This is a genomic window from Glutamicibacter sp. NPDC087661 (assembly GCF_044743275.1).
Classification (GTDB): domain Bacteria; phylum Actinomycetota; class Actinomycetes; order Actinomycetales; family Micrococcaceae; genus Glutamicibacter.
This window is the reverse complement of sequence record NZ_JBIUWE010000001.1, coordinates 316515-334378: the sequence shown is the minus strand read 5'-3', so window position 1 is coordinate 334378 and position 17864 is coordinate 316515. Positions and strand designations below refer to the sequence as shown.

Here is a 17864-nt window from a genome sequence, read left to right as displayed (position 1 = left end):
TAGCCTGAGGTGGCCGTTCGTCTTTTTGCAGGCTAATAAGTCCAAGATAGTCACCGGAGCACCCACGAGTGAATGCTTCGGTGACTTCTTAGGCTAAGCCTAGCGAATCAATTAGACGCGGCGACGCTTCGATGGGCGGCAACCGTTGTGAGCGCTTGGGGAAACATCCTGGATGGATCCAACCTCAAGGCCAGCAGCCTGCAGCGAACGGATCGCGGTTTCGCGTCCCGAGCCTGGGCCCTTGACGAAAACGTCAACCTTGCGCATGCCGTGCTCTTGAGCGCGCTTTGCAGCGGACTCAGCAGCCATCTGGGCAGCGTATGGGGTCGACTTGCGCGAACCCTTCATGCCTACCTCGCCGGCCGAAGCCCACGAGATAACAGCGCCAGTCGGATCGGTGATCGATACGATGGTGTTGTTGAAGGTGCTCTTGATATGCGCCTGTCCCTGCGCAATATTCTTTTTGTCCTTGCGACGCGGCTTACGTACCGCTCCACGAGTCTTTGGGGGCATTTCTTCTCCTACGAAAAAAGTATTTGAACTAGATCGCTAAGATTTAGCGAGTCTTCTTCTTACCTGCGACGGTACGCTTCGGGCCCTTACGGGTACGTGCGTTGGTCTTGGTGCGCTGACCGCGGACCGGCAGGCCCTTACGGTGACGAATACCTTCGTAGGATCCGATCTCAACCTTGCGGCGAATGTCAGCCTGAACCTCACGGCGCAGGTCACCTTCAACCTTGTAGGTGCCTTCGACGAAGTCGCGCAGCTGCACGAGCTGGTCATCGGTGAGATCCTTGACGCGAGTGTCCGGGCTGATGCCGGTCGCTGCGATGGTCTCTTCTGCACGGGTCTTGCCCACGCCGTAGATGTAAGTCAGCGCGATAATTACGCGCTTCTCGCGTGGAATGTCCACGCCTGCTAAACGAGCCAAGTGGCTACCTTTCAACGAACGGAGGTCTGGAGCAGTACCTTCCGTGATTGCTCACGGCCCCGGCCTCCGAATCCGGGGGTACACCAGGACTTTCGTCCTAGCTGATACTGCCTAATTGACTACGCGTGGGAATCCCGTAAAAACGGAATTAGCCCTGACGCTGCTTGTGGCGTGGGTTCTCGCAGATCACCATGACCACGCCGTTACGACGGATCACCTTGCACTTGTCGCAGATCGGCTTCACGCTAGGGTTAACCTTCAAGGCTTTGTCCTTTTGCGGTTGCAGTTAAATGTGGAGCAGTAAAAAGCTTTGTCCAAGAACATCCTTCAGCGGCCGTAGCACAAGATTGCGCTTCGCACGCTGGGAAAGTCTTGGATTCTGCAGATTTACTTGTAGCGGTAAACGATGCGACCTCGGTTGAGGTCGTATGGGCTCATTTCAACCTGCACTCGGTCCTCTGGGAGGATTCGAATGTAGTGCTGACGCATCTTACCCGAGATAGTGGCGAGCACTACGTGTCCATTCGGCAGCTCCACGCGGAACATCGCGTTCGGCAGTGCTTCCGAGACGGTGCCCTCTACCTGGATGACGCCTTCCTTCTTGCCCATTTTCCCCGCTAACTTTTTTTGTTGGCAATTTCCACCAACAAGTAATTGGTTCTGGTCCTTGATCCCTGTACCGAAAACCCGAGGGTTTTAGGCGCAATTAAATCAGGAACCAACAAACAACGATACGGCATTAGTCCACACAGTGCCAATCGTTCATTGACATTTAAAATGTTAGATCCAGCACGCCACAGCCATGTGGCGTACTGGATCCGATGATTTCCAGGCTGGTGCTAGCCCTGGATCGGCGATGGGGTGACGCCGAATGGGGCCAGCCCGGCCGCTCCCCCATCGTGCGCGGTCAATACCCAGATGCCGCCCATGTGGAATGCCACGGTGTGCTCCCACTGCGAGGCGTTGGACTTGTCGTTGGTGACAACAGTCCAGTCGTCTTCCAGCACGGAGGTTTCGATACCACCGCGAACCAGCATTGGCTCGATGGCCAAGCACATGCCCGGCTTGATGCGCGGGCCTCGGTGCCCGGAGTTGTAGTTCAGCACATCCGGTGCCATGTGCATCTGCGAACCGATGCCATGGCCGCAGTAATCCTCGAGGATGCCCAGCTCGTCGCCTGGCTGGCTGGTGACGAAGTCATCGATGGCCTGGCCGATCTGGCCGATGAAGCGTGCGTTGGCCGCCGCGGCGATGCCGGCCCACATGGCCTGCTCTGTGATGTCGCTCAGGCGCTGGTCAGCTGGGTCGATGTTCTCGCCCACCAGCACGGTGCGTGCCGAGTCGGAGTGCCAGCCGTCGATGATGGCGCCGCCATCGATCTTCAGCACGTCGCCGTCCTTCAGCTCGTAGTCCGATGGGAAGCCGTGGACTACCTCGTGATTGACCGAAGCGCAGATATTCGCTGGGAAGCCATGGTAGCCAAGGAAGTTGCTGGTCGCGTTATGGCGTTCGAGCACCTTGCCAAAGGCCTGGTTGATCTCTTCGGTCCGCACCCCGGGCCGAGCCATCGCAACGGCTTCGTCCAGCGCTTCAGCCAGCACCAATCCGGCCTGGCGCATCTTCAGGATCTCGGAGTTGGATTTGTACTCGATTTTCGGCTGTCCTAAAGCCAATGCGATTCCCCTGCCTCAAAGTGTGATGTCCTTGCCGCGTGCCGCTGCCGGCAACCGCAAGGTCCATCAATGCAAAAAGTGCGCAGGGACCGGGCTGCAACATCCATTGTTGCTGCACGGTCCCTGCGCGATGTAACGCTTGTGTCTAGGCGTTGACGTTCAACGCTGCAAGAACACGCTCGGTGACTTCGTCGATAGCGCCCAGGCCGTCGACCTTGCGCACGATGCCGCGTTCCTCGTAGCGCTCCACAACGACGCGAGTCTCGTCGTTGTACAGGCCCAGGCGGTGGCGGATGACCTCTTCGGTGTCATCGGCGCGGCCTTCGATCTGCGCACGCTTCAGCAGACGGGCTACCAGCTCGTCGTCATCAGCGGTCAGCTGCAGCACTGCGTCCAGGGCAATGCCCTTGTTGGCCAGCATCGCATCCAGCGCGTCCACCTGCGCACTGGTGCGCGGGTAGCCATCGAGCAGGAAGCCCTTGGCGACATCGTCCTGGTTCAGGCGGTCTTCAACCATGTTGTTGGTGACCGAATCAGGTACAAAGTCTCCGTTGTCAATGTACTTGCTGGCTTCGAGACCCAGCGGGGTGCCGCCCTTGACGTTGGCACGGAAGATGTCGCCGGTCGAGATGGCGACAATGTCCAAGCGCTCGGAGATCTTTACGGCCTGGGTGCCTTTGCCGGCACCGGGTGGTCCAATAATAAGCAGTCGACTCATCGCAGAAGCCCTTCATAGTTCCGTTGCTGCATTTGAGCATTGATTTGCTTGACGGTTTCCAAACCCACACCAACCATAATCAGGATCGATGTACCGCCAAATGGGAAGCTTTGGTCAGCGTTGAACAGCACGAAGGCAATCAGCGGGATCAACGCAACGAACGCAAGGTACAACGCGCCCGGGAAGGTAATACGGGAAATCACGTACTGCAGGTAATCGGCGGTCGGACGACCAGCACGAATGCCCGGAATGAATCCGCCGTACTTCTTCATGTTGTCGGCGACCTCTTCAGGGTTGAAGGTAATCGCAACATAGAAGTAGGTGAAGCCGATGATCATCAAGGTGTACACCAGCATGTACCACGGCGATGAAGTCGCCGAGTGCTCCTGCAGCCACATCGCCCACTGGGGCAAGGTGCCATCATCGTTCTGGTTGAACTGAACGATCATCTGCGGCAAAGCCAGGATGGAGCTGGCGAAGATCACTGGGATCACGTTCGCCATATTCAGCTTCAAAGGAATATAGGTGGAGGTGCCGCCCACGGTGCGGCGTCCCACGGTGCGCTTGGCGTACTGCACCGGAACACGTCGCTGGGACTGCTCGACGAAGACCACCAGAGCAACAATCAACAAGCCCACCAGCAGCACGCCAATGAAGGTCATGATGCCCTGCGCCTGGAAGATGGCGCCCATCGAGGATGGGAAACCCGAAGCGATGGAGATGAAGATCAGGATGGACATGCCGTTGCCGATGCCGCGCTCGGTGATCAACTCGCCCATCCACATGATCAGGCCGGTGCCTGCGGTAAGGGTGATGATCATCAGCAGGATGACAATCAACGAGTCATCCGGGACCAGCGGAAGGGTACAGCTTGGGAACAGGCTGCCGGTACGGGCCAGGGTGACCAAGGTGGTTCCCTGAAGCAGTGCCAAGGCGATGGTCAGGTAACGCGTGTACTGCGTCATCTTGGCCTGGCCGGCCTGGCCTTCCTTGTGCAGGGCCTCGAAGTGCGGGATCACCACACGCAGCAACTGGACGATAATTGCCGCAGTAATGTACGGCATGATTCCCATTGCGAAAACCGAGACCTGCAACAGGGCGCCGCCGCTGAACAGGTTCACGAATGAATAAAGTCCACCGGTGGTTTCACCCATTGCCAGACACTGCTGAACGTTGCTGTAATCAATGCCCGGAGCGGGAATGAATACACCGACACGATAGATCGCAATGATCCCAAGCGTGAACAGCAACTTGTTGCGCAGATCAGGCGTCCGAAAAACTCGGGCTATGGCGCTGAACAAGCGTCCTCCTGAAGTAAGTGCTTGAGCCTGAGGAAGAGATTCTTCCCAGACCTAACGATTCTAGCGGTCTGTTAGGCAATCCTGCCAAATGCGCCACACGAAATGCACACAAATGTTTGCAGGAATGATCCTAAACCGACTAATCAGCCAAGCAATTATAAGAAATCTTAGAATGTTTCGCCGAGAGAAAAAGAAAGTCCCGGTTCACGTTGATTGCTCAACGCGAACCGGGACCATTCAAAGGCTTGACCCTGTATTAGAGGGTGTTTGCCGAGCCGCCAGCAGCAGCGATCTTCTCGGAAGCGGAAGTCGAGAAGGCGTTAACCTTCACGTCAACCTTAACCGTGATGTCGCCGGTGCCCAGCACCTTGACAGGCTGGTTCTTGCGAACGGCGCCCTTGGCAACCAGTGCCTCGACGGTGACTTCGCCACCTTCTGGGAACAGTTCCGAGATCTTGTCCAGGTTTACAACCTGGAACTCGACGCGGAATGGGTTCTTGAAGCCGCGCAGCTTTGGCAGACGCATGTGCAGCGGAAGCTGACCACCTGCGAAGCCTGCCTTCACCTGGTAACGAGCCTTGGTACCCTTGGTACCGCGACCTGCGGTCTTACCCTTGGAGCCCTCACCGCGACCCACGCGGGTCTTAGCGGTCTTGGCACCCTCAGCTGGGCGCAGGTGGTGAACCTTAAGTGCTTTTTCTTCAGCCATCTCTACTTCGCCTCCTCGACCTTCAGCAGGTGTGGGACCTTGTTGACCATGCCAACAGTCACAGGATCGGCGGTGCGAACAACGGTGTGACCGATGCGCTTCAGACCCAGCGAGCGAACAACGTCGCGCTGGCTCTGGTTTCCACCAATGATGGACTTGACCTGGGTGATTGCCAGCTTGGCATCGCTTGGAACAATGTTCTTAGCCATTGATTAAGCACCTGCCTTCTGGGCCTGGATGTGACGCAGCATTGCTGCTGGTGCAACCTCGTCCAGCGGAAGACCGCGGCGAGCTGCAACAGCTTCAGGCTCTTCCAGAGCCTTCAGTGCAGCAATGGTGCCCTGAACGATGTTGATCTGGTTCTGCGAACCCATCGACTTCGACAGGATGTCGTGGATGCCTGCGCATTCCAACACGGCGCGCACTGGGCCACCGGCGATAACACCGGTACCAGGAGCTGCTGGACGGAGCAAGACAACGCCAGCGGCGGCCTCACCCTTGACCAGGTGTGGAATGGTGGTGCCAACGCGTGGAACGCGGAAGAAGGACTTCTTGGCCTCTTCTACGCCCTTTGCGATAGCAGCAGGAACTTCCTTGGCCTTACCGTAGCCAACGCCGACCATACCGTTGCCGTCGCCAACGACCACAAGTGCGGTGAAGCTGAAGCGACGACCACCCTTGACGACCTTGGAGACGCGGTTGATAGCTACAACGCGCTCAAGGAACTTGTCCTTGTCTTCGTTGCGGCTATCCTTCTGGTCACGACCACGACCGCGGCCTTCGCCACGTCCACGGCCTTCACCACGACCGCGGCCTTCGCCGCGACGGGATCCTGCGTTCTCGGTAGCGGGAGCCGATGCAGTCTCGACTGCTTCAGTAGCTTCAGACACCTGAGTTTCCTTCTTGTTAGTTGCTTCGCTCACAGTGCCAGCCCACCTTCACGTGCGCCGTCAGCAACAGCAGCCACGCGACCGTGGTACTTGTTGCCACCGCGGTCGAAGACAACTGCTTCGATGCCAGCAGCCTTGGCGCGCTCTGCAACGAGCTCACCAATGCGCTTGGACTTTGCGGTCTTGTCGGCATCGCTTGCGCGAAGATCTGCTTCCATGGTCGATGCGCTGGCCAGGGTGATACCCTGCGAGTCGTCTACGATCTGTACGAAGATGTGACGAGCCGAGCGGTTGACAACCAGGCGTGGACGAACGGAGGTACCAACGATGTGCTTGCGCAAACGCTGATGACGACGACCGCGCTGAGCGGACTTGCTCTTGCCCTTGATTCCGATAGCCATGATTACTTACCAGCCTTTCCGACCTTGCGGCGGATGATCTCGCCAGCGTAGCGAATGCCCTTGCCCTTGTAAGGCTCGGTCTTGCGCAGCTTGCGGATGTTAGCGGCAACTTCACCGACGTGCTGCTTGTCGATACCGGCAACGGTGATCTTGTTGTTGCCCTCGACCGAGAAGGTGATGCCCTCAACGGCAGCAACCTTCACTGGGTGCGAGTAGCCCAGAGCAAGCTCCAGCTCGGCACCCTTAGCCTGTACGCGGTAACCGGTACCGTGGATTTCGAGCTTCTTCTCGTAACCATCGGTTACACCAGTGATCATGTTGCTGATCAAGGTACGGGTCAGACCGTGCAGCGAACGAGCCTCGCGGGAGTCGTTCGGGCGGCTGACGGTAACAGTGTTCTCGTCCTTGGCAACGGTGATTGGAGCCTTAACGGTGATCGAAAGTTCACCCTTAGGACCCTTGACGGCGACCAGCTGGCCGTCGACGTTCAACTCAACGTTGGCAGGTACGGAAATCGGAAGACGTCCAATACGTGACATTGTATGTTTCCCCTTTCCCGTTACCAGACGTAGGCGAGGACTTCCCCACCCACGCCCTTCTTTGCAGCCTGACGGTCAGTAAGCAGACCGGAGGAGGTGGACAGGATAGCGATACCAAGACCACCGAGCACGTGAGGCAGGTTGGTGGACTTTGCGTAAACGCGAAGACCTGGCTTGGAGATACGGCGTACGCCAGCGATCGAACGCTCGCGCGATGGGCCGTACTTCAAAGTGATAGTCAGAGTCTTGCCGACTTCTGCTGCTACTTCCTCGAACGAGGCGATGTAGCCCTGTTCCTTGAGGATGTTAGCAATGCGCACTTTCAGCTTGCTCGACGGCATCGACACAGTGTCGTGGTAAGCCGAGTTGGCGTTGCGCAGACGAGTCAGCATATCTGCGACTGGATCTGTCATAGACATGTGGGCTTCAGCCCTTCCTCGTTACGGTTTCCTTAGCGGACCTGTAACGTAGTGAGATTAGTTGTTGGTCTTGAATGGGAAGCCCAGAGCCTTAAGCAAGGCACGGCCTTCGTCATCAGTCTTGGCGGTGGTAACGACAGTGATGTCCATACCACGTACGCGGTCAACCTTGTCCACATCGATTTCATGGAACATCGACTGTTCGGTCAGACCGAAAGTGTAGTTGCCATTGCCATCGAACTGGCGGTCGCTCAAGCCGCGGAAGTCGCGGATACGAGGCAGTGCCAGGGTGATCAGGCGGTCGACGAATTCCCACATGCGATCGTTACGCAGGGTGGTGTGGGTACCGATTGGCATGCCTTCGCGCAGCTTGAACTGTGCGATCGACTTGCGGGCCTTGGTAACCACTGGCTTCTGACCGGTAATTGCGGTCAGGTCGCGTACGGCGCCTTCAATGAGCTTCGAGTCCTTGGCTGCTTCGCCAACACCCATGTTCACGACAACCTTGGTCAGGGATGGTACCTGCATTGGGTTGGCGTAGTTGAACTGCTCCTGCAGGGCAGGGCGGATGTCAGCTGCGTACTTAGCCTTCAGACGTGGCTGGATCTTGGTGGCTGCTTCAGTCATTACAGATCCTTTCCGGAAGCCTTGGCGTAACGAACGCGTACAGTCTTGGACACGCCGTTCTTTTCTACGGTTTCCTCGCGGAAGCCGACGCGGGTTGGCTTCTTGGTCTCTGGGTCAACCACTGCAACGTTGGAAACGTGCACTGGAGCCTCGACAACCTCGATGCCGCCGGTGGTCGAACCGGATTCGGTCTGACCTGCCTTGGTGTGCTTGGTGACGCGGTTAACGCCTTCGACCAGCACGCGGTTGGACTCGGTAATGACCTTCAGGACCTTGCCCTGCAAGCCACGTTCCTTGCCAGCGATGACCTGAACCAGGTCACCCTTCTTGATCTTTGCGCCCATGGTTACAGCACCTCCGGAGCCAGCGAAACGATCTTCATGAACTTCTTGTCACGAAGCTCGCGGCCCACTGGGCCGAAAATACGAGTACCACGAGGATCGGCAGCGTCACCCTTGAGGATAACTGCAGCGTTCTCGTCGAACTTGATGTAGGAACCGTCTGCACGACGGATTTCCTTCTTGGTGCGAACGACGACTGCCTTTACGACGTCGCCCTTCTTTACGTTGCCGCCAGGAATTGCATCCTTGACGGTAGCGACAATGGTGTCGCCAATGCTTGCGTAGCGACGCTTCGAGCCACCAAGAACACGAATGGTAAGGATTTCCTTAGCACCAGTGTTATCGGCAACCTTAAGTCGCGACTCCTGCTGAATCACTTCTTACTCCTGTCGTCTCGCTGGTTCTCATGAATGAGCCTTGCGGAACGGATATGGTCTCCACGATACGTATCGCTTACCCCCACTGGCGCGGGCGCACCGAATGCTGATCCCAAATGCCGGCAGGGCCGAGGCGTAAAATATCGAGGCTGCACTTGCGCGGCCAAACGGATTTGGACCGCACTGCATTATGTCGAAGGTGGATAGTCCCCGGGCATGATGCGCACAGATTCTTAAGTCTAGCCTAGAGTGGCGCGAATCCGAAATGGTGTGGTAAGAGAAAAGCGAGCGTCGTTCGTCACACCAAGGACACCGCAGATTCGCTGAATTTCGGGGTTTTGGTACTGCCATCCAGCTGGGCAACTGGTCGCTTGCGGTGGCATCAGAGTGTCATTCGAGGTAGCCCATGCGCCACAGAAGATAAAAAGCGGCTGAATCGCCAAAAGTGAAATTATTTTTCGGTCAGCCCTGGGCAGCTCCAGCATCCGGCCGTCACCGGCAGGAATCATTGCTCAGCGACGGAATTCGACCGTGGCGCTCACCGCAAGATGATCCGAGCCGTCGATGATGTGAGAAGAAGAGCCCGTGATGGACAGGCCCTTCGCCACGATATGGTCAATGCCGATCAATAGCGGGAAGCTCCGGCTGGCTGGCCAGGTCGCGCGGGGCCAGATTCCATCAGCCTGCGCATACCCGTCCCCCAGGGCACGGAATCCTGGATGGGAGCGAACTGAGTTGAAGTCGCCAGCAAGGATAACGGGATGATCACGCTGCTGATTCGACCAGTCGATGACTGCTTCCAAGCCCTGGCTCCATCGTTGCGCAACGCCAACCGGCGGATAGACATGGATGCCGGCCACCCGCACGATCCCACCGGGTGCCTGCACATCGGCAACCGGCAAGGAGTACCAACCGGTGTCCGCTGAATCCAGATCGGTGGAGCGTTCCTGCAATGGGTACTTTGAGAAAATCACGGTATCCCGTTCTCCCCCGGCGGGTGCCTCTTGGCTCCGATAGCCAAATCCATCCAGCGCGTCCAGCCCTGCGAGTTGCTGGTGCATTGGTTCGCTGGTTTCAACAAGGACGAGAATCTGCGGATCCGTGTCCCTGATCAGTTCAGCGAGCTGCGCCGGATTCGCTCCTGCCTTCAGGGCATTGAACGATAGGAGAACCAGCTCGGAGCTGCCGTTTCCGGTCTGGCCAGCGGGAGAGCTCCATTGCACGTTGGGCAGTGTACCGCAGAGCAGGAACACCAGCACGAACCCGCTGATGAGCCATTGCTTGCGCAGTAGCCCGATAACCAGAACCACTGCCGGGAAGAGCAACAGATATGGCTGGAATGCCTGAAGCTTGGGAATCAATCCTGCACCGGGGAAACCCAGATACGGGAGTATGCCAATAGCTAGGGAAGCAACAAGAAGCGTACCCATAGGCCATCCCAGGGAAGGTTTTCGGGCACGCGTCATCGTCATCATCATCCGAGCCTATTCGAAGCAGATGACAATTCCGGCAAGGACACTTCCGCCTAGGTACGATAGCGGCTCGATGCGATTGCGACTGCCCTTGGCTTCTTCATCACTGCTGCGAGGCCCACTGCGCGACGCGCTGGGCGCTCTCTTCCAGCGACAGGTCTTCCACCCTGGACATGATGGACCAGCGCACACCGAAGGGATCCAGAATCGAAGCGAAGCGGTCACCCGAGACGAAGTTGCCCAGTGGTTCTCGGATACTGGAACCGGCAGCCTCGGCCCTGGCCACCACCTCATCTGCGTTTTCGCAGTAGAAACCCAAGGAATAGCAGGCATTCGGCGCAGCTGGCGGGCTGACTAGTCCGTAGGCCGGCGAAGGTTCCCCGATCTGCAAACGGCCATTGCCGAATGCAATTTCTGCATGCACGACAACGCCTCCCATTTCGGTGGAATCTACCACTGTCGCACCGAATACTTCTTCATAGAACCCCAGCGCTGCCCTTGCGTTGGGCACAGCCAAGAATGGCGTCAGACTGGTGAATCCATGAGGGACACCGGCAGTTGTATGCATTCCCGTCACACCTTGCGTGACTTCATCTTGATTTTCCATGTCCCTAGGCTAGTCTGTGTGGCACGCTGGTTCTTGTAGATATGCGACAACCTGCACGGGTGGTAGAGGCCATGGAATCAGCACCGGATCCGCGAGGCGTTCTCTATCCTGCCCGGCTACCGGCAATCGAGCGATTCTCCCCCGGTCCAGGACTGCAGGAATTGGTCTCCTGGTTTTGGCTGGTGGATTGGAACATCGCGCCCGGACGTACCTCACGGCAAGAACTCCTACCCTTTCCGCAAATGAATCTGGTCATTGAGCCAGAAGGCATTACGCTATCCGGCCCGGCCAGCGGCGCTTCGCACCGCGACCTGGCCGGGAGCAGTTGGGCAGTCTCCGCCATGTTGCGCCCAGCGGCTACGCAGGCTCTCAATGTGTCCCCCGCAGAGTTGCTGGACCAGGAAATCCAGTTCAGCGCACCTGGGCTGCTGGCCTCGATAACAAGGATGAAGACTCAACCCGGCCACGGGAACTCCGGTTCGGCCTGTGCCGAGCTCTTCGATTCGTGGCTCACCGCTCACCTTCCAGCAGCCACAAGTTCTGGCCTCCAAGCTAATAAGCTGCTCGACACCGTCGCAGCGGAGCGCGGAATCGTAAGGGTCTCCCAACTGGCCCATCGCTTGTCGCTCAGTACACGCAGTCTGCAACGGATTTCGGAAAGGTATTTGGGACTGGCTCCGCTGGCGGTGATTCGGCGGTACCGTTTGCAAGAGGCTGCTCATCGGCTGCGCGCAGACACTGCAGTTTCTATCGCTGGCATCGCAGCGGAAATGGGGTATGCGGATCAAGCCCATCTAGCGGCAGACTTCCGCAAAGTCTTGGGCTACTCCCCTGATACCTATCGAAAGGGCCGGACCTAGTCTGGCAGTACCGCCGCCACGGCACTGATTTCAACCAGCGCACCTGGCACACCGAGCTTCGCGACGAAGGCTGCAGACACCAGGGGTGGTTCAGTGGCTGCCAACTGTTCGCCTATGGCTCCATAGACGCTGATGACGTCGGTTCCTTCCACCAGCAGCACGTTCCACTGCACAACATCCTGGAATCCCGCACTGGCCGCCGCCAGTGCGAGCTTGGCGTTTCCCAGTGCCCTGGTCGCCTGCGTTGCGGCATCCCCGGCTCCGATCAGCTGCCCTGTGCCGTCTACAGCGTTCTGCCCGCCAACATAGATAGTCGTGGCACCCGGCGGGACGATGGCTACGTGGCTGAAAGCTGGGGAGTTGACAAGGCCAGCGGGACGCAGTTTCCTGATCTGTTCCATAGTCCAGTGTGGCATTTTATTCACTGCTTTTTAAGACAGAAATGCCCCGAACTCTTCTTGCGAAGTGTTCGGGGCATTCTTCAATCACGAGATCCGTGAAATCGAAGCGAAAGCTTACTTAGCCTTCTCCACGATCTCAACGAGACGCCAGCGCTTGTCAGCAGACAGCGGGCGGGTCTCAGCGATGACAACCAAGTCGCCGATGCCGGCGTCGTTGTTCTCGTCGTGAGCCTTCACGTTCTTGTTGCGACGCATGACCTTGCCGTAAAGGGCGTGCTTAACACGGTCCTCAACGTCTACGACGATGGTCTTCTGCATCTTGTCAGATACCACGTAACCACGGAGGGTCTTGCGGTCGTTACGCTCGGTAGCGTTATCCACACCGTTCTCCTTCTCGCTCATTACTTGGAATCCTTCTTGGTTTCTTCAACCGGAACAACGACATCCTGACGAATGCCCAGCTCGCGCTCGCGCAGCACAGTGTAAATGCGTGCAATATCGCGCTTGATGGTCTTCAGGTTCCCGTGGGAATCCAGCTGGCCGGTAGCCGACTGGAAACGCAGGTTGAACAGTTCTGCCTTGGCCTTCTTCAATTCCTCGTTCAAACGAGCGGTATCGAAGCCGTCCAGGGACTCAATGCTAAGGTCTTTCGAGCCGATAGACATCCCTATTCACCACCTTCACGACGCACGATGCGTGCCTTCATTGGCAGCTTGTGGATTGCAAGACGCAATGCCTCTTTAGCTACCTCTTCACTGACGCCACCGAGTTCAAACATGACTCGTCCTGGCTTTACGTTGGCGACCCACCACTCCGGCGAACCCTTACCGGAACCCATGCGGGTTTCGGCAGGCTTCTTGGTAAGCGGACGGTCTGGGTAGATGTTGATCCAGACCTTACCGCCACGCTTGATGTAACGGGTCATGGCGATACGAGCGGCTTCGATCTGACGGTTAGTCACGTAAGCCGGGGTCAACGCCTGGATGCCGTACTCACCGAAAGCAACGGTGGTACCGCCCTTGGCAGCACCCGAACGCTTTGGGTGGTGCTGCTTGCGGAACTTCACACGACGTGGGATAAGCATTTAAGCCTGTCCTCCTTCCGCAGCCGGAGCTGCAGCGCCCTTGCGATCGTTACGACGACGGCGTTCGCCGCCACGTGGACGGTCGTTGCCGCCACCGCGGCCGCCACGAGCTGGAGCAGCAGCTTGCTGTGCAGCCAGTTCCTTGGCGGTTACGTCACCCTTGTAGATCCAGACCTTCACGCCGATACGGCCGAAGGTGGTCTTGGCTTCGAACTTGCCGAAGTCGATGTTCGCGCGCAGGGTGTGCAGTGGCACACGGCCTTCGCGGTAGAACTCCTTGCGGGACATTTCTGCGCCGCCAAGTCGACCGGAGCACTGAACGCGGATGCCCTTGGCACCAGCGCGCATTGCCGACTGCATTGCCTTCTTCATCGCACGGCGGAAAGCCACGCGGGAAGCAAGCTGCTCGGCGATGCCCTGGGCGACCAGCATGGCCTCCATGTCAGGGTTCTTGACCTCGAGGATGTTCAGCTGAACCTGCTTCTTGGTGAGCTTTTCCAGCTCGCCACGAATACGGTCAGCTTCTGCGCCGCGACGACCAATGACGATACCTGGACGTGCAGTGTGGATATCCACACGTACGCGGTCACGGGTACGCTCGATCTCGACGCGGGCGATGCCAGCGCGATCCATGCCGTTAGACAGCAGGGCGCGGATCTGGACATCTTCCTTCACGTAGTCAGCGTAACGCTGGCCTGGCTTGCTGGAATCAGCGAACCAGTGGGAAACGTGATCGGTGGTGATGCCGAGACGGAAACCGTTCGGGTTAATCTTCTGTCCCATTTAGTTCTCCCCACCCTTCTGCGTGGTTGAAACAACCACAGTCACGTGGCTGGTGCGCTTTTTGATCTGGAATGCGCGACCCTGTGCACGCGGCTGGAACCGCTTCATGGTCGGACCTTCGTCAACAAACGCTTCGCTGATAAACAGCTCGTCCTCATTGAATGCTTCACCTGCGCGGTCCGCGGCGGCACGGGCGTTAGCCACTGCCGATGCGACAACCTTGTATACCGGCTCCGAAGCTGCCTGTGGGGCAAACTTCAAGATGGCCAGTGCTTCGTTGGTCTGCAGACCACGAACAAGGTTGACGACGCGCCGGGCCTTCATAGGCGTTACGCGGATGTGACGCGCAATTGCCTTGGCTTCCATTGCTATCCTTCTCTCGTCTATCGAAGAAGTGCTAAGCGATACTAGTACCCTTGCGGGGCCTAGCGGCGCTTGCCCTTCTTGTCGTCCTTCACGTGGCCACGGAACGTACGGGTTGGGGCAAACTCTCCGAGCTTGTGTCCAACCATCGATTCGGTTACGAACACAGGAATGTGCTTGCGACCGTCGTGTACGGCGATGGTGTGTCCCAGCATGTCCGGGATGATCATCGAACGGCGGGACCACGTCTTGATGACGTTCTTGGTGCCCTTATCGTTTTCAGCAACGACCTTTAGGAACAGGTGCTGATCGACGAAGGGGCCTTTCTTCAGGCTGCGTGGCATGTTTCCAGGCTCCTATCGCTTGTTCTTGCCGGTCTTGCGGCGACGCACAATGAGCTTGTCGCTTTCCTTGTTTGGACGACGGGTGCGTCCCTCACGCTTACCGTTAGGGTTGACCGGGTGACGACCACCGGAGGTCTTGCCCTCACCGCCACCATGTGGGTGGTCAACTGGGTTCATGACAACACCGCGAACGGTTGGGCGTACGCCCTTCCAGCGCATACGGCCGGCCTTGCCCCAGTTGATGTTGATCTGCTCAGCGTTGCCAACTTCGCCGATGGTTGCGCGGCAGCGCACATCAACGTTGCGGATTTCACCCGAAGGCAAACGCAGCTGGGCGTAGCGGCCCTCACGGGCTACCAGCTGGATCGATGCACCAGCGGAACGAGCCATCTTAGCGCCGCCGCCTGGGCGAAGCTCAACAGCGTGAATCACGGTACCAACCGGGATGTTACGCAGTGGCAGGTTGTTGCCTGGCTTGATGTCGGCGCTTGCGCCGGCCTCAATTCGGTCACCCTGCTTGAGGTTGTTCGGTGCGATGATGTAGCGCTTGGTGCCGTCCACGTAGTGGAGCAGTGCGATACGAGCGGTACGGTTCGGGTCGTACTCGATGTGAGCGACCTTTGCCGGAACGCCGTCCTTGTCGTGACGACGGAAGTCGATAACACGGTAGGCGCGCTTGTGTCCGCCACCCTTGTGACGGGTGGTGATCTTACCGGTGTTGTTACGGCCGCCTGACTTGGTCAGGGGACGAACCAACGACTTTTCCGGAGTCGATCGGGTGATTTCTGCGAAGTCGGCTACCGACGAGCCGCGAAGGCCCGGGGTAGTCGGCTTGTACTTACGAATTCCCATTATTAATATTCCTCGTTAAAGTGGTCTCCGCTTAGGAAAGCGGACCGCCGAAGATGTCAATCGAGCCGTCCTTCAAGGTGATGATGGCGCGCTTGGTGCTCTTGCGCGATCCCCACCCGAAGCGGGTGCGCTTGCGCTTACCAGCTCGGTTGATGGTGTTTACGGAGTCAACCTTGACGTTGAAGATCGCTTCAACGGCGTACTTGATTTCCGACTTGTTGGAGCTTGGTGCCACCTCGAAGGTGTACTGACCTTGATCGATCAGACCGTAGCTCTTTTCCGATACGACAGGTGCGATGACCACGTCGTGTGGAGCCTTTGAGAACGCGCTCACTTGGCTTCCTCCTTCTGGACCAGGGCATCGAAGGCAGCCTTGGTGAAGACTACGTCATCCGAAACCAGAACATCGTAGGTGTTCAGCTGGTCGACGTACAGAACGTGCACATTGACGAGGTTGCGAACCGAAAGGGCTGCAACATCGTTGGCGCGATCGATGACGACAAGCAGGTTCTTGCGCTCGGTGAGCGAACGCAAGGTAGCCAGAGCATCCTTGGTCGAAGGCGTTTCGCCAGCAACCAAGTTCTCAATCACGTGAACGCGATCGAAGCGTGCGCGATCAGACAGGGCGCCGCGCAGTGCAGCAGCCTTCATCTTCTTCGGGGTACGCTGCGAGTAATCACGTGGGGTTGGACCGTGGACAATGCCACCGCCGGTCATGTGCGGAGCACGGATCGAACCCTGACGGGCGCGGCCGGTACCCTTCTGCTTGAACGGCTTGCGACCTGCACCCGAAACCTCGGAGCGGTCCTTGGTCTTGTGGGTACCCTGGCGGGCAGCAGCAAGCTGTGCAACGACAACCTGGTGCAGCAGCGGGACGTTGGTCTGTACGTCGAAGATCTCTGCAGGCAGTTCGACGTTAAGTGCCTTAGTCATTTACTTATGCTCCCTTCACGGCGTTGCGTACGAGAACGACGCGGCCGCGGGCGCCTGGAACGGCACCCTTGATCAGCAGGAGGTTCTTCTCAGCGTCGATAGCGTGAATGGTCAGGTTCTGAGTGGTAACACGCTCAGCACCCATGCGACCAGCCATCTTCTGTCCACGGAAAACGCGACCTGGGGTCGATGCGCCGCCGATGGAACCTGGCTTACGGTGGTTCTTGTGAGCACCGTGCGATGCGCCAACACCGTGGAAGTTGTGACGCTTCATAACGCCGGCGAAGCCCTTACCCTTCGAGGTGCCTACGACGTCGACCTTCTGGCCGGCTTCGAAGACCTCTACGGAAAGTTCCTGGCCTGCGGTGTACTCGGCAGCGTCTGCAGTGCGCAGTTCTACCAAGTGGCGACGTGGGGTGACGCCAGCAGCCTCGAAGTGACCAGCCAGTGGCTTGGTGACCTTGCGAGGATCGATCTGGCCGTAGCCGATCTGAACTGCGGTGTAGCCATCGCGCTCTTCGTTGATGAGCTTGGTGACAACGTTGCTATCAGCCTGCACGACGGTGACAGGGATCAGGTTGTTGTTCGAATCCCAAACCTGGGTCATGCCGAGCTTCGTGCCCAGCAGGCCCTTGAAATTACGGGTTGCGGTCATAGTTTTCTCGCCACCTCCCCTTAAAGCTTGATTTCGATGTTGACATCCGCTGGCAGGTCGAGACGCATCAGCGAATCAACAGCCTTCGGGGTCGGATCGACGATGTCGATCAGACGCTTGTGCGTGCGCATTTCGAAGTGCTCACGGCTGTCCTTGTACTTGTGTGGCGAACGGATAACGCAGTACACGTTCTTCTCCGTTGGCAGCGGCACTGGGCCGACTACGGTTGCGCCTGCGCGCGTGACCGTCTCAACGATCTTCCGGGCCGAAACGTCAATGACCTCGTGGTCATACGACTTCAGCCGGATGCGGATTTTCTGTCCCGCCATGGCGTCATGCCTCTTTCTGTTAGCACTATCTAAAGTTTCTGTGCCTATATACGGGTCCTTGCAGACCGGCACGCCTTGCTCTGCGGCTGAATCCGGATCAGATCCGGGTTCCTCACCCGCAGGAGGCTCCGACCCCCGCGCTCGGGCGTGTCGTGAAATTTTCAGTCACAACACTCCCACAAAGTTTTCACTTTATCGAAGGGCCTTATAGTTTGAAGCAGTCGTATCGATCCCGAACCCCAGGCATTATCCTGC

The 17864-nt window shown here is 57.9% G+C and carries 31 protein-coding genes; 1 reads left to right on the top strand and 30 read right to left on the bottom strand.

What is annotated here, in order from left to right:
- Window positions 1-111: 111 nt before the first annotated feature.
- The 18 genes from rpsK to ACIOTN_RS01555 all read right to left on the bottom strand — a co-directional run bounded on the left by rpsK (window position 112) and on the right by ACIOTN_RS01555 (window position 10966).
- Complete coding sequence (gene rpsK / locus ACIOTN_RS01640; protein WP_038992179.1) at window positions 112-513, bottom strand: 30S ribosomal protein S11; 402 nt, start codon at window positions 511-513, stop codon at window positions 112-114.
- 43 nt (window positions 514-556) lie between these two features.
- Window positions 557-931: a 30S ribosomal protein S13 gene (rpsM, locus tag ACIOTN_RS01635; RefSeq protein ID WP_105657648.1), complete on the bottom strand. Its 375-nt coding sequence runs from the start codon at window positions 929-931 to the stop codon at window positions 557-559.
- Window positions 932-1079: 148 nt separating this feature from the next.
- Entirely contained in the window at window positions 1080-1193 is a 114-nt protein-coding gene (gene rpmJ / locus ACIOTN_RS01630) for a 50S ribosomal protein L36 (RefSeq protein WP_013349661.1), read from the bottom strand.
- 125 nt (window positions 1194-1318) lie between these two features.
- Window positions 1319-1540 carry a translation initiation factor IF-1 gene (gene infA, locus ACIOTN_RS01625; protein WP_013349662.1) on the bottom strand — a complete coding sequence of 74 codons (222 nt, stop codon included), beginning with the start codon at window positions 1538-1540 and terminating at the stop codon, window positions 1319-1321.
- Between the two features lie 230 nt (window positions 1541-1770).
- Window positions 1771-2604 (bottom strand): type I methionyl aminopeptidase, encoded by an 834-nt coding sequence (gene map, locus ACIOTN_RS01620; RefSeq protein ID WP_105657649.1) that lies wholly within the window; start codon window positions 2602-2604, stop codon window positions 1771-1773.
- A 145-nt stretch (window positions 2605-2749) separates the two neighbouring features.
- Entirely contained in the window at window positions 2750-3322 is a 573-nt protein-coding gene (locus ACIOTN_RS01615) for an adenylate kinase (RefSeq protein WP_105657650.1), read from the bottom strand.
- Window positions 3319-4623 carry a preprotein translocase subunit SecY gene (secY, locus tag ACIOTN_RS01610; RefSeq protein ID WP_105657651.1) on the bottom strand — a complete coding sequence of 435 codons (1305 nt, stop codon included), beginning with the start codon at window positions 4621-4623 and terminating at the stop codon, window positions 3319-3321. Before secY ends, ACIOTN_RS01615 begins: the two co-directional genes overlap by 4 nt.
- A gap of 256 nt (window positions 4624-4879) precedes the next feature.
- Window positions 4880-5332, bottom strand: a complete 453-nt coding sequence (gene rplO, locus ACIOTN_RS01605; protein ID WP_105657652.1) for a 50S ribosomal protein L15 — start codon at window positions 5330-5332, stop codon at window positions 4880-4882.
- Between the two features lie 2 nt (window positions 5333-5334).
- Complete coding sequence (gene rpmD, locus ACIOTN_RS01600; RefSeq protein ID WP_073705901.1) at window positions 5335-5541, bottom strand: 50S ribosomal protein L30; 207 nt, start codon at window positions 5539-5541, stop codon at window positions 5335-5337.
- Between the two features lie 3 nt (window positions 5542-5544).
- Window positions 5545-6222 (bottom strand): 30S ribosomal protein S5, encoded by a 678-nt coding sequence (rpsE, locus tag ACIOTN_RS01595; protein WP_181148849.1) that lies wholly within the window; start codon window positions 6220-6222, stop codon window positions 5545-5547.
- A 29-nt stretch (window positions 6223-6251) separates the two neighbouring features.
- On the bottom strand, window positions 6252-6623 hold the full coding sequence (rplR, locus tag ACIOTN_RS01590; protein WP_105657654.1) for a 50S ribosomal protein L18: 372 nt from the start codon (window positions 6621-6623) through the stop codon (window positions 6252-6254).
- A 2-nt stretch (window positions 6624-6625) separates the two neighbouring features.
- Window positions 6626-7162 carry a 50S ribosomal protein L6 gene (gene rplF / locus ACIOTN_RS01585; RefSeq protein ID WP_105657655.1) on the bottom strand — a complete coding sequence of 179 codons (537 nt, stop codon included), beginning with the start codon at window positions 7160-7162 and terminating at the stop codon, window positions 6626-6628.
- 20 nt (window positions 7163-7182) lie between these two features.
- Window positions 7183-7581: a 30S ribosomal protein S8 gene (gene rpsH, locus ACIOTN_RS01580; RefSeq protein ID WP_013349671.1), complete on the bottom strand. Its 399-nt coding sequence runs from the start codon at window positions 7579-7581 to the stop codon at window positions 7183-7185.
- A gap of 57 nt (window positions 7582-7638) precedes the next feature.
- Complete coding sequence (gene rplE, locus ACIOTN_RS01575) at window positions 7639-8208, bottom strand: 50S ribosomal protein L5 (RefSeq protein ID WP_038992189.1); 570 nt, start codon at window positions 8206-8208, stop codon at window positions 7639-7641.
- Complete coding sequence (rplX, locus tag ACIOTN_RS01570; protein ID WP_013349673.1) at window positions 8208-8552, bottom strand: 50S ribosomal protein L24; 345 nt, start codon at window positions 8550-8552, stop codon at window positions 8208-8210. The genes rplE and rplX overlap by 1 nt, the downstream gene beginning before the upstream one ends.
- A 2-nt stretch (window positions 8553-8554) precedes the next feature.
- Window positions 8555-8926 carry a 50S ribosomal protein L14 gene (gene rplN, locus ACIOTN_RS01565; protein ID WP_013349674.1) on the bottom strand — a complete coding sequence of 124 codons (372 nt, stop codon included), beginning with the start codon at window positions 8924-8926 and terminating at the stop codon, window positions 8555-8557.
- Between the two features lie 512 nt (window positions 8927-9438).
- Window positions 9439-10356, bottom strand: a complete 918-nt coding sequence (locus ACIOTN_RS01560) for an endonuclease/exonuclease/phosphatase family protein (protein ID WP_181148850.1) — start codon at window positions 10354-10356, stop codon at window positions 9439-9441.
- Window positions 10357-10501: 145 nt separating this feature from the next.
- Window positions 10502-10966, bottom strand: a complete 465-nt coding sequence (locus ACIOTN_RS01555; RefSeq protein ID WP_402734721.1) for a VOC family protein — start codon at window positions 10964-10966, stop codon at window positions 10502-10504.
- 110 nt (window positions 10967-11076) lie between these two features.
- Here ACIOTN_RS01555 and ACIOTN_RS01550 point away from each other — a divergent pair, with 110 nt between their 5' ends.
- Window positions 11077-11865: a helix-turn-helix domain-containing protein gene (locus ACIOTN_RS01550; protein ID WP_402734720.1), complete on the top strand. Its 789-nt coding sequence runs from the start codon at window positions 11077-11079 to the stop codon at window positions 11863-11865.
- Here the strand turns inward: ACIOTN_RS01550 and ACIOTN_RS01545 are convergent.
- The 12 genes from ACIOTN_RS01545 to rpsJ all read right to left on the bottom strand — a co-directional run bounded on the left by ACIOTN_RS01545 (window position 11862) and on the right by rpsJ (window position 17609).
- On the bottom strand, window positions 11862-12281 hold the full coding sequence (locus ACIOTN_RS01545) for a RidA family protein (RefSeq protein WP_402734719.1): 420 nt from the start codon (window positions 12279-12281) through the stop codon (window positions 11862-11864). The two genes, ACIOTN_RS01550 and ACIOTN_RS01545, sit on opposite strands and share 4 nt — an antisense overlap.
- Window positions 12282-12380: 99 nt before the next feature.
- Window positions 12381-12668, bottom strand: coding sequence for a 30S ribosomal protein S17 (rpsQ, locus tag ACIOTN_RS01540; RefSeq protein ID WP_105657660.1), 288 nt, complete (start codon window positions 12666-12668; stop codon window positions 12381-12383).
- Window positions 12668-12931, bottom strand: coding sequence for a 50S ribosomal protein L29 (gene rpmC, locus ACIOTN_RS01535; RefSeq protein ID WP_105657661.1), 264 nt, complete (start codon window positions 12929-12931; stop codon window positions 12668-12670). The genes rpsQ and rpmC overlap by 1 nt, the downstream gene beginning before the upstream one ends.
- Before the next feature lie 2 nt (window positions 12932-12933).
- Window positions 12934-13350: a 50S ribosomal protein L16 gene (gene rplP, locus ACIOTN_RS01530; protein WP_105657662.1), complete on the bottom strand. Its 417-nt coding sequence runs from the start codon at window positions 13348-13350 to the stop codon at window positions 12934-12936.
- Window positions 13351-14133, bottom strand: a complete 783-nt coding sequence (rpsC, locus tag ACIOTN_RS01525; protein WP_013349682.1) for a 30S ribosomal protein S3 — start codon at window positions 14131-14133, stop codon at window positions 13351-13353.
- A complete protein-coding gene (gene rplV, locus ACIOTN_RS01520; RefSeq protein ID WP_013349683.1) occupies window positions 14134-14499 on the bottom strand; it encodes a 50S ribosomal protein L22 in 366 nt (121 codons plus the stop codon).
- Between the two features lie 59 nt (window positions 14500-14558).
- Window positions 14559-14840, bottom strand: a complete 282-nt coding sequence (gene rpsS, locus ACIOTN_RS01515; protein ID WP_013349684.1) for a 30S ribosomal protein S19 — start codon at window positions 14838-14840, stop codon at window positions 14559-14561.
- 12 nt (window positions 14841-14852) lie between these two features.
- Window positions 14853-15692, bottom strand: a complete 840-nt coding sequence (rplB, locus tag ACIOTN_RS01510; protein WP_402734718.1) for a 50S ribosomal protein L2 — start codon at window positions 15690-15692, stop codon at window positions 14853-14855.
- Between the two features lie 31 nt (window positions 15693-15723).
- Window positions 15724-16026: a 50S ribosomal protein L23 gene (gene rplW / locus ACIOTN_RS01505; RefSeq protein ID WP_013349686.1), complete on the bottom strand. Its 303-nt coding sequence runs from the start codon at window positions 16024-16026 to the stop codon at window positions 15724-15726.
- Window positions 16023-16625 (bottom strand): 50S ribosomal protein L4, encoded by a 603-nt coding sequence (gene rplD / locus ACIOTN_RS01500; protein ID WP_105657664.1) that lies wholly within the window; start codon window positions 16623-16625, stop codon window positions 16023-16025. Before rplD ends, rplW begins: the two co-directional genes overlap by 4 nt.
- Before the next feature lie 4 nt (window positions 16626-16629).
- A complete protein-coding gene (gene rplC, locus ACIOTN_RS01495; protein ID WP_013349688.1) occupies window positions 16630-17280 on the bottom strand; it encodes a 50S ribosomal protein L3 in 651 nt (216 codons plus the stop codon).
- Between the two features lie 20 nt (window positions 17281-17300).
- Window positions 17301-17609, bottom strand: a complete 309-nt coding sequence (gene rpsJ, locus ACIOTN_RS01490) for a 30S ribosomal protein S10 (protein WP_013349689.1) — start codon at window positions 17607-17609, stop codon at window positions 17301-17303.
- Window positions 17610-17864: the final 255 nt, after the last annotated feature.

What these genes read in the sequence shown, in the direction of transcription:
- ACIOTN_RS01555 (WP_402734721.1), bottom strand. Translation starts at nt 10,966, where the DNA reads ATGCATACAACTGCCGGTGTCCCTCATGGATTCACCAGTCTGACGCCA.
- rpmD (WP_073705901.1), bottom strand. Translation starts at nt 5,541, where the DNA reads ATGGCTAAGAACATTGTTCCAAGCGATGCCAAGCTGGCAATCACCCAG.
- rplR (WP_105657654.1), bottom strand. Translation starts at nt 6,623, where the DNA reads ATGGCTATCGGAATCAAGGGCAAGAGCAAGTCCGCTCAGCGCGGTCGT.
- rpsC (WP_013349682.1), bottom strand. Translation starts at nt 14,133, where the DNA reads ATGGGACAGAAGATTAACCCGAACGGTTTCCGTCTCGGCATCACCACC.
- rpsQ (WP_105657660.1), bottom strand. Translation starts at nt 12,668, where the DNA reads ATGAGCGAGAAGGAGAACGGTGTGGATAACGCTACCGAGCGTAACGAC.
- rpsJ (WP_013349689.1), bottom strand. Translation starts at nt 17,609, where the DNA reads ATGGCGGGACAGAAAATCCGCATCCGGCTGAAGTCGTATGACCACGAG.
- rplB (WP_402734718.1), bottom strand. Translation starts at nt 15,692, where the DNA reads ATGGGAATTCGTAAGTACAAGCCGACTACCCCGGGCCTTCGCGGCTCG.
- rpsS (WP_013349684.1), bottom strand. Translation starts at nt 14,840, where the DNA reads ATGCCACGCAGCCTGAAGAAAGGCCCCTTCGTCGATCAGCACCTGTTC.
- ACIOTN_RS01615 (WP_105657650.1), bottom strand. Translation starts at nt 3,322, where the DNA reads ATGAGTCGACTGCTTATTATTGGACCACCCGGTGCCGGCAAAGGCACC.
- rpmC (WP_105657661.1), bottom strand. Translation starts at nt 12,931, where the DNA reads ATGTCTATCGGCTCGAAAGACCTTAGCATTGAGTCCCTGGACGGCTTC.
- rplF (WP_105657655.1), bottom strand. Translation starts at nt 7,162, where the DNA reads ATGTCACGTATTGGACGTCTTCCGATTTCCGTACCTGCCAACGTTGAG.
- rpsH (WP_013349671.1), bottom strand. Translation starts at nt 7,581, where the DNA reads ATGTCTATGACAGATCCAGTCGCAGATATGCTGACTCGTCTGCGCAAC.
- ACIOTN_RS01550 (WP_402734720.1), top strand. Translation starts at nt 11,077, where the DNA reads ATGGAATCAGCACCGGATCCGCGAGGCGTTCTCTATCCTGCCCGGCTA.
- ACIOTN_RS01560 (WP_181148850.1), bottom strand. Translation starts at nt 10,356, where the DNA reads ATGGGTACGCTTCTTGTTGCTTCCCTAGCTATTGGCATACTCCCGTAT.
- rplE (WP_038992189.1), bottom strand. Translation starts at nt 8,208, where the DNA reads ATGACTGAAGCAGCCACCAAGATCCAGCCACGTCTGAAGGCTAAGTAC.
- rplD (WP_105657664.1), bottom strand. Translation starts at nt 16,625, where the DNA reads ATGACTAAGGCACTTAACGTCGAACTGCCTGCAGAGATCTTCGACGTA.
- infA (WP_013349662.1), bottom strand. Translation starts at nt 1,540, where the DNA reads ATGGGCAAGAAGGAAGGCGTCATCCAGGTAGAGGGCACCGTCTCGGAA.
- rplX (WP_013349673.1), bottom strand. Translation starts at nt 8,552, where the DNA reads ATGGGCGCAAAGATCAAGAAGGGTGACCTGGTTCAGGTCATCGCTGGC.
- rplP (WP_105657662.1), bottom strand. Translation starts at nt 13,350, where the DNA reads ATGCTTATCCCACGTCGTGTGAAGTTCCGCAAGCAGCACCACCCAAAG.
- rplO (WP_105657652.1), bottom strand. Translation starts at nt 5,332, where the DNA reads ATGGCTGAAGAAAAAGCACTTAAGGTTCACCACCTGCGCCCAGCTGAG.
- rplV (WP_013349683.1), bottom strand. Translation starts at nt 14,499, where the DNA reads ATGGAAGCCAAGGCAATTGCGCGTCACATCCGCGTAACGCCTATGAAG.
- rplC (WP_013349688.1), bottom strand. Translation starts at nt 17,280, where the DNA reads ATGACCGCAACCCGTAATTTCAAGGGCCTGCTGGGCACGAAGCTCGGC.
- rpsK (WP_038992179.1), bottom strand. Translation starts at nt 513, where the DNA reads ATGCCCCCAAAGACTCGTGGAGCGGTACGTAAGCCGCGTCGCAAGGAC.
- ACIOTN_RS01545 (WP_402734719.1), bottom strand. Translation starts at nt 12,281, where the DNA reads ATGCCACACTGGACTATGGAACAGATCAGGAAACTGCGTCCCGCTGGC.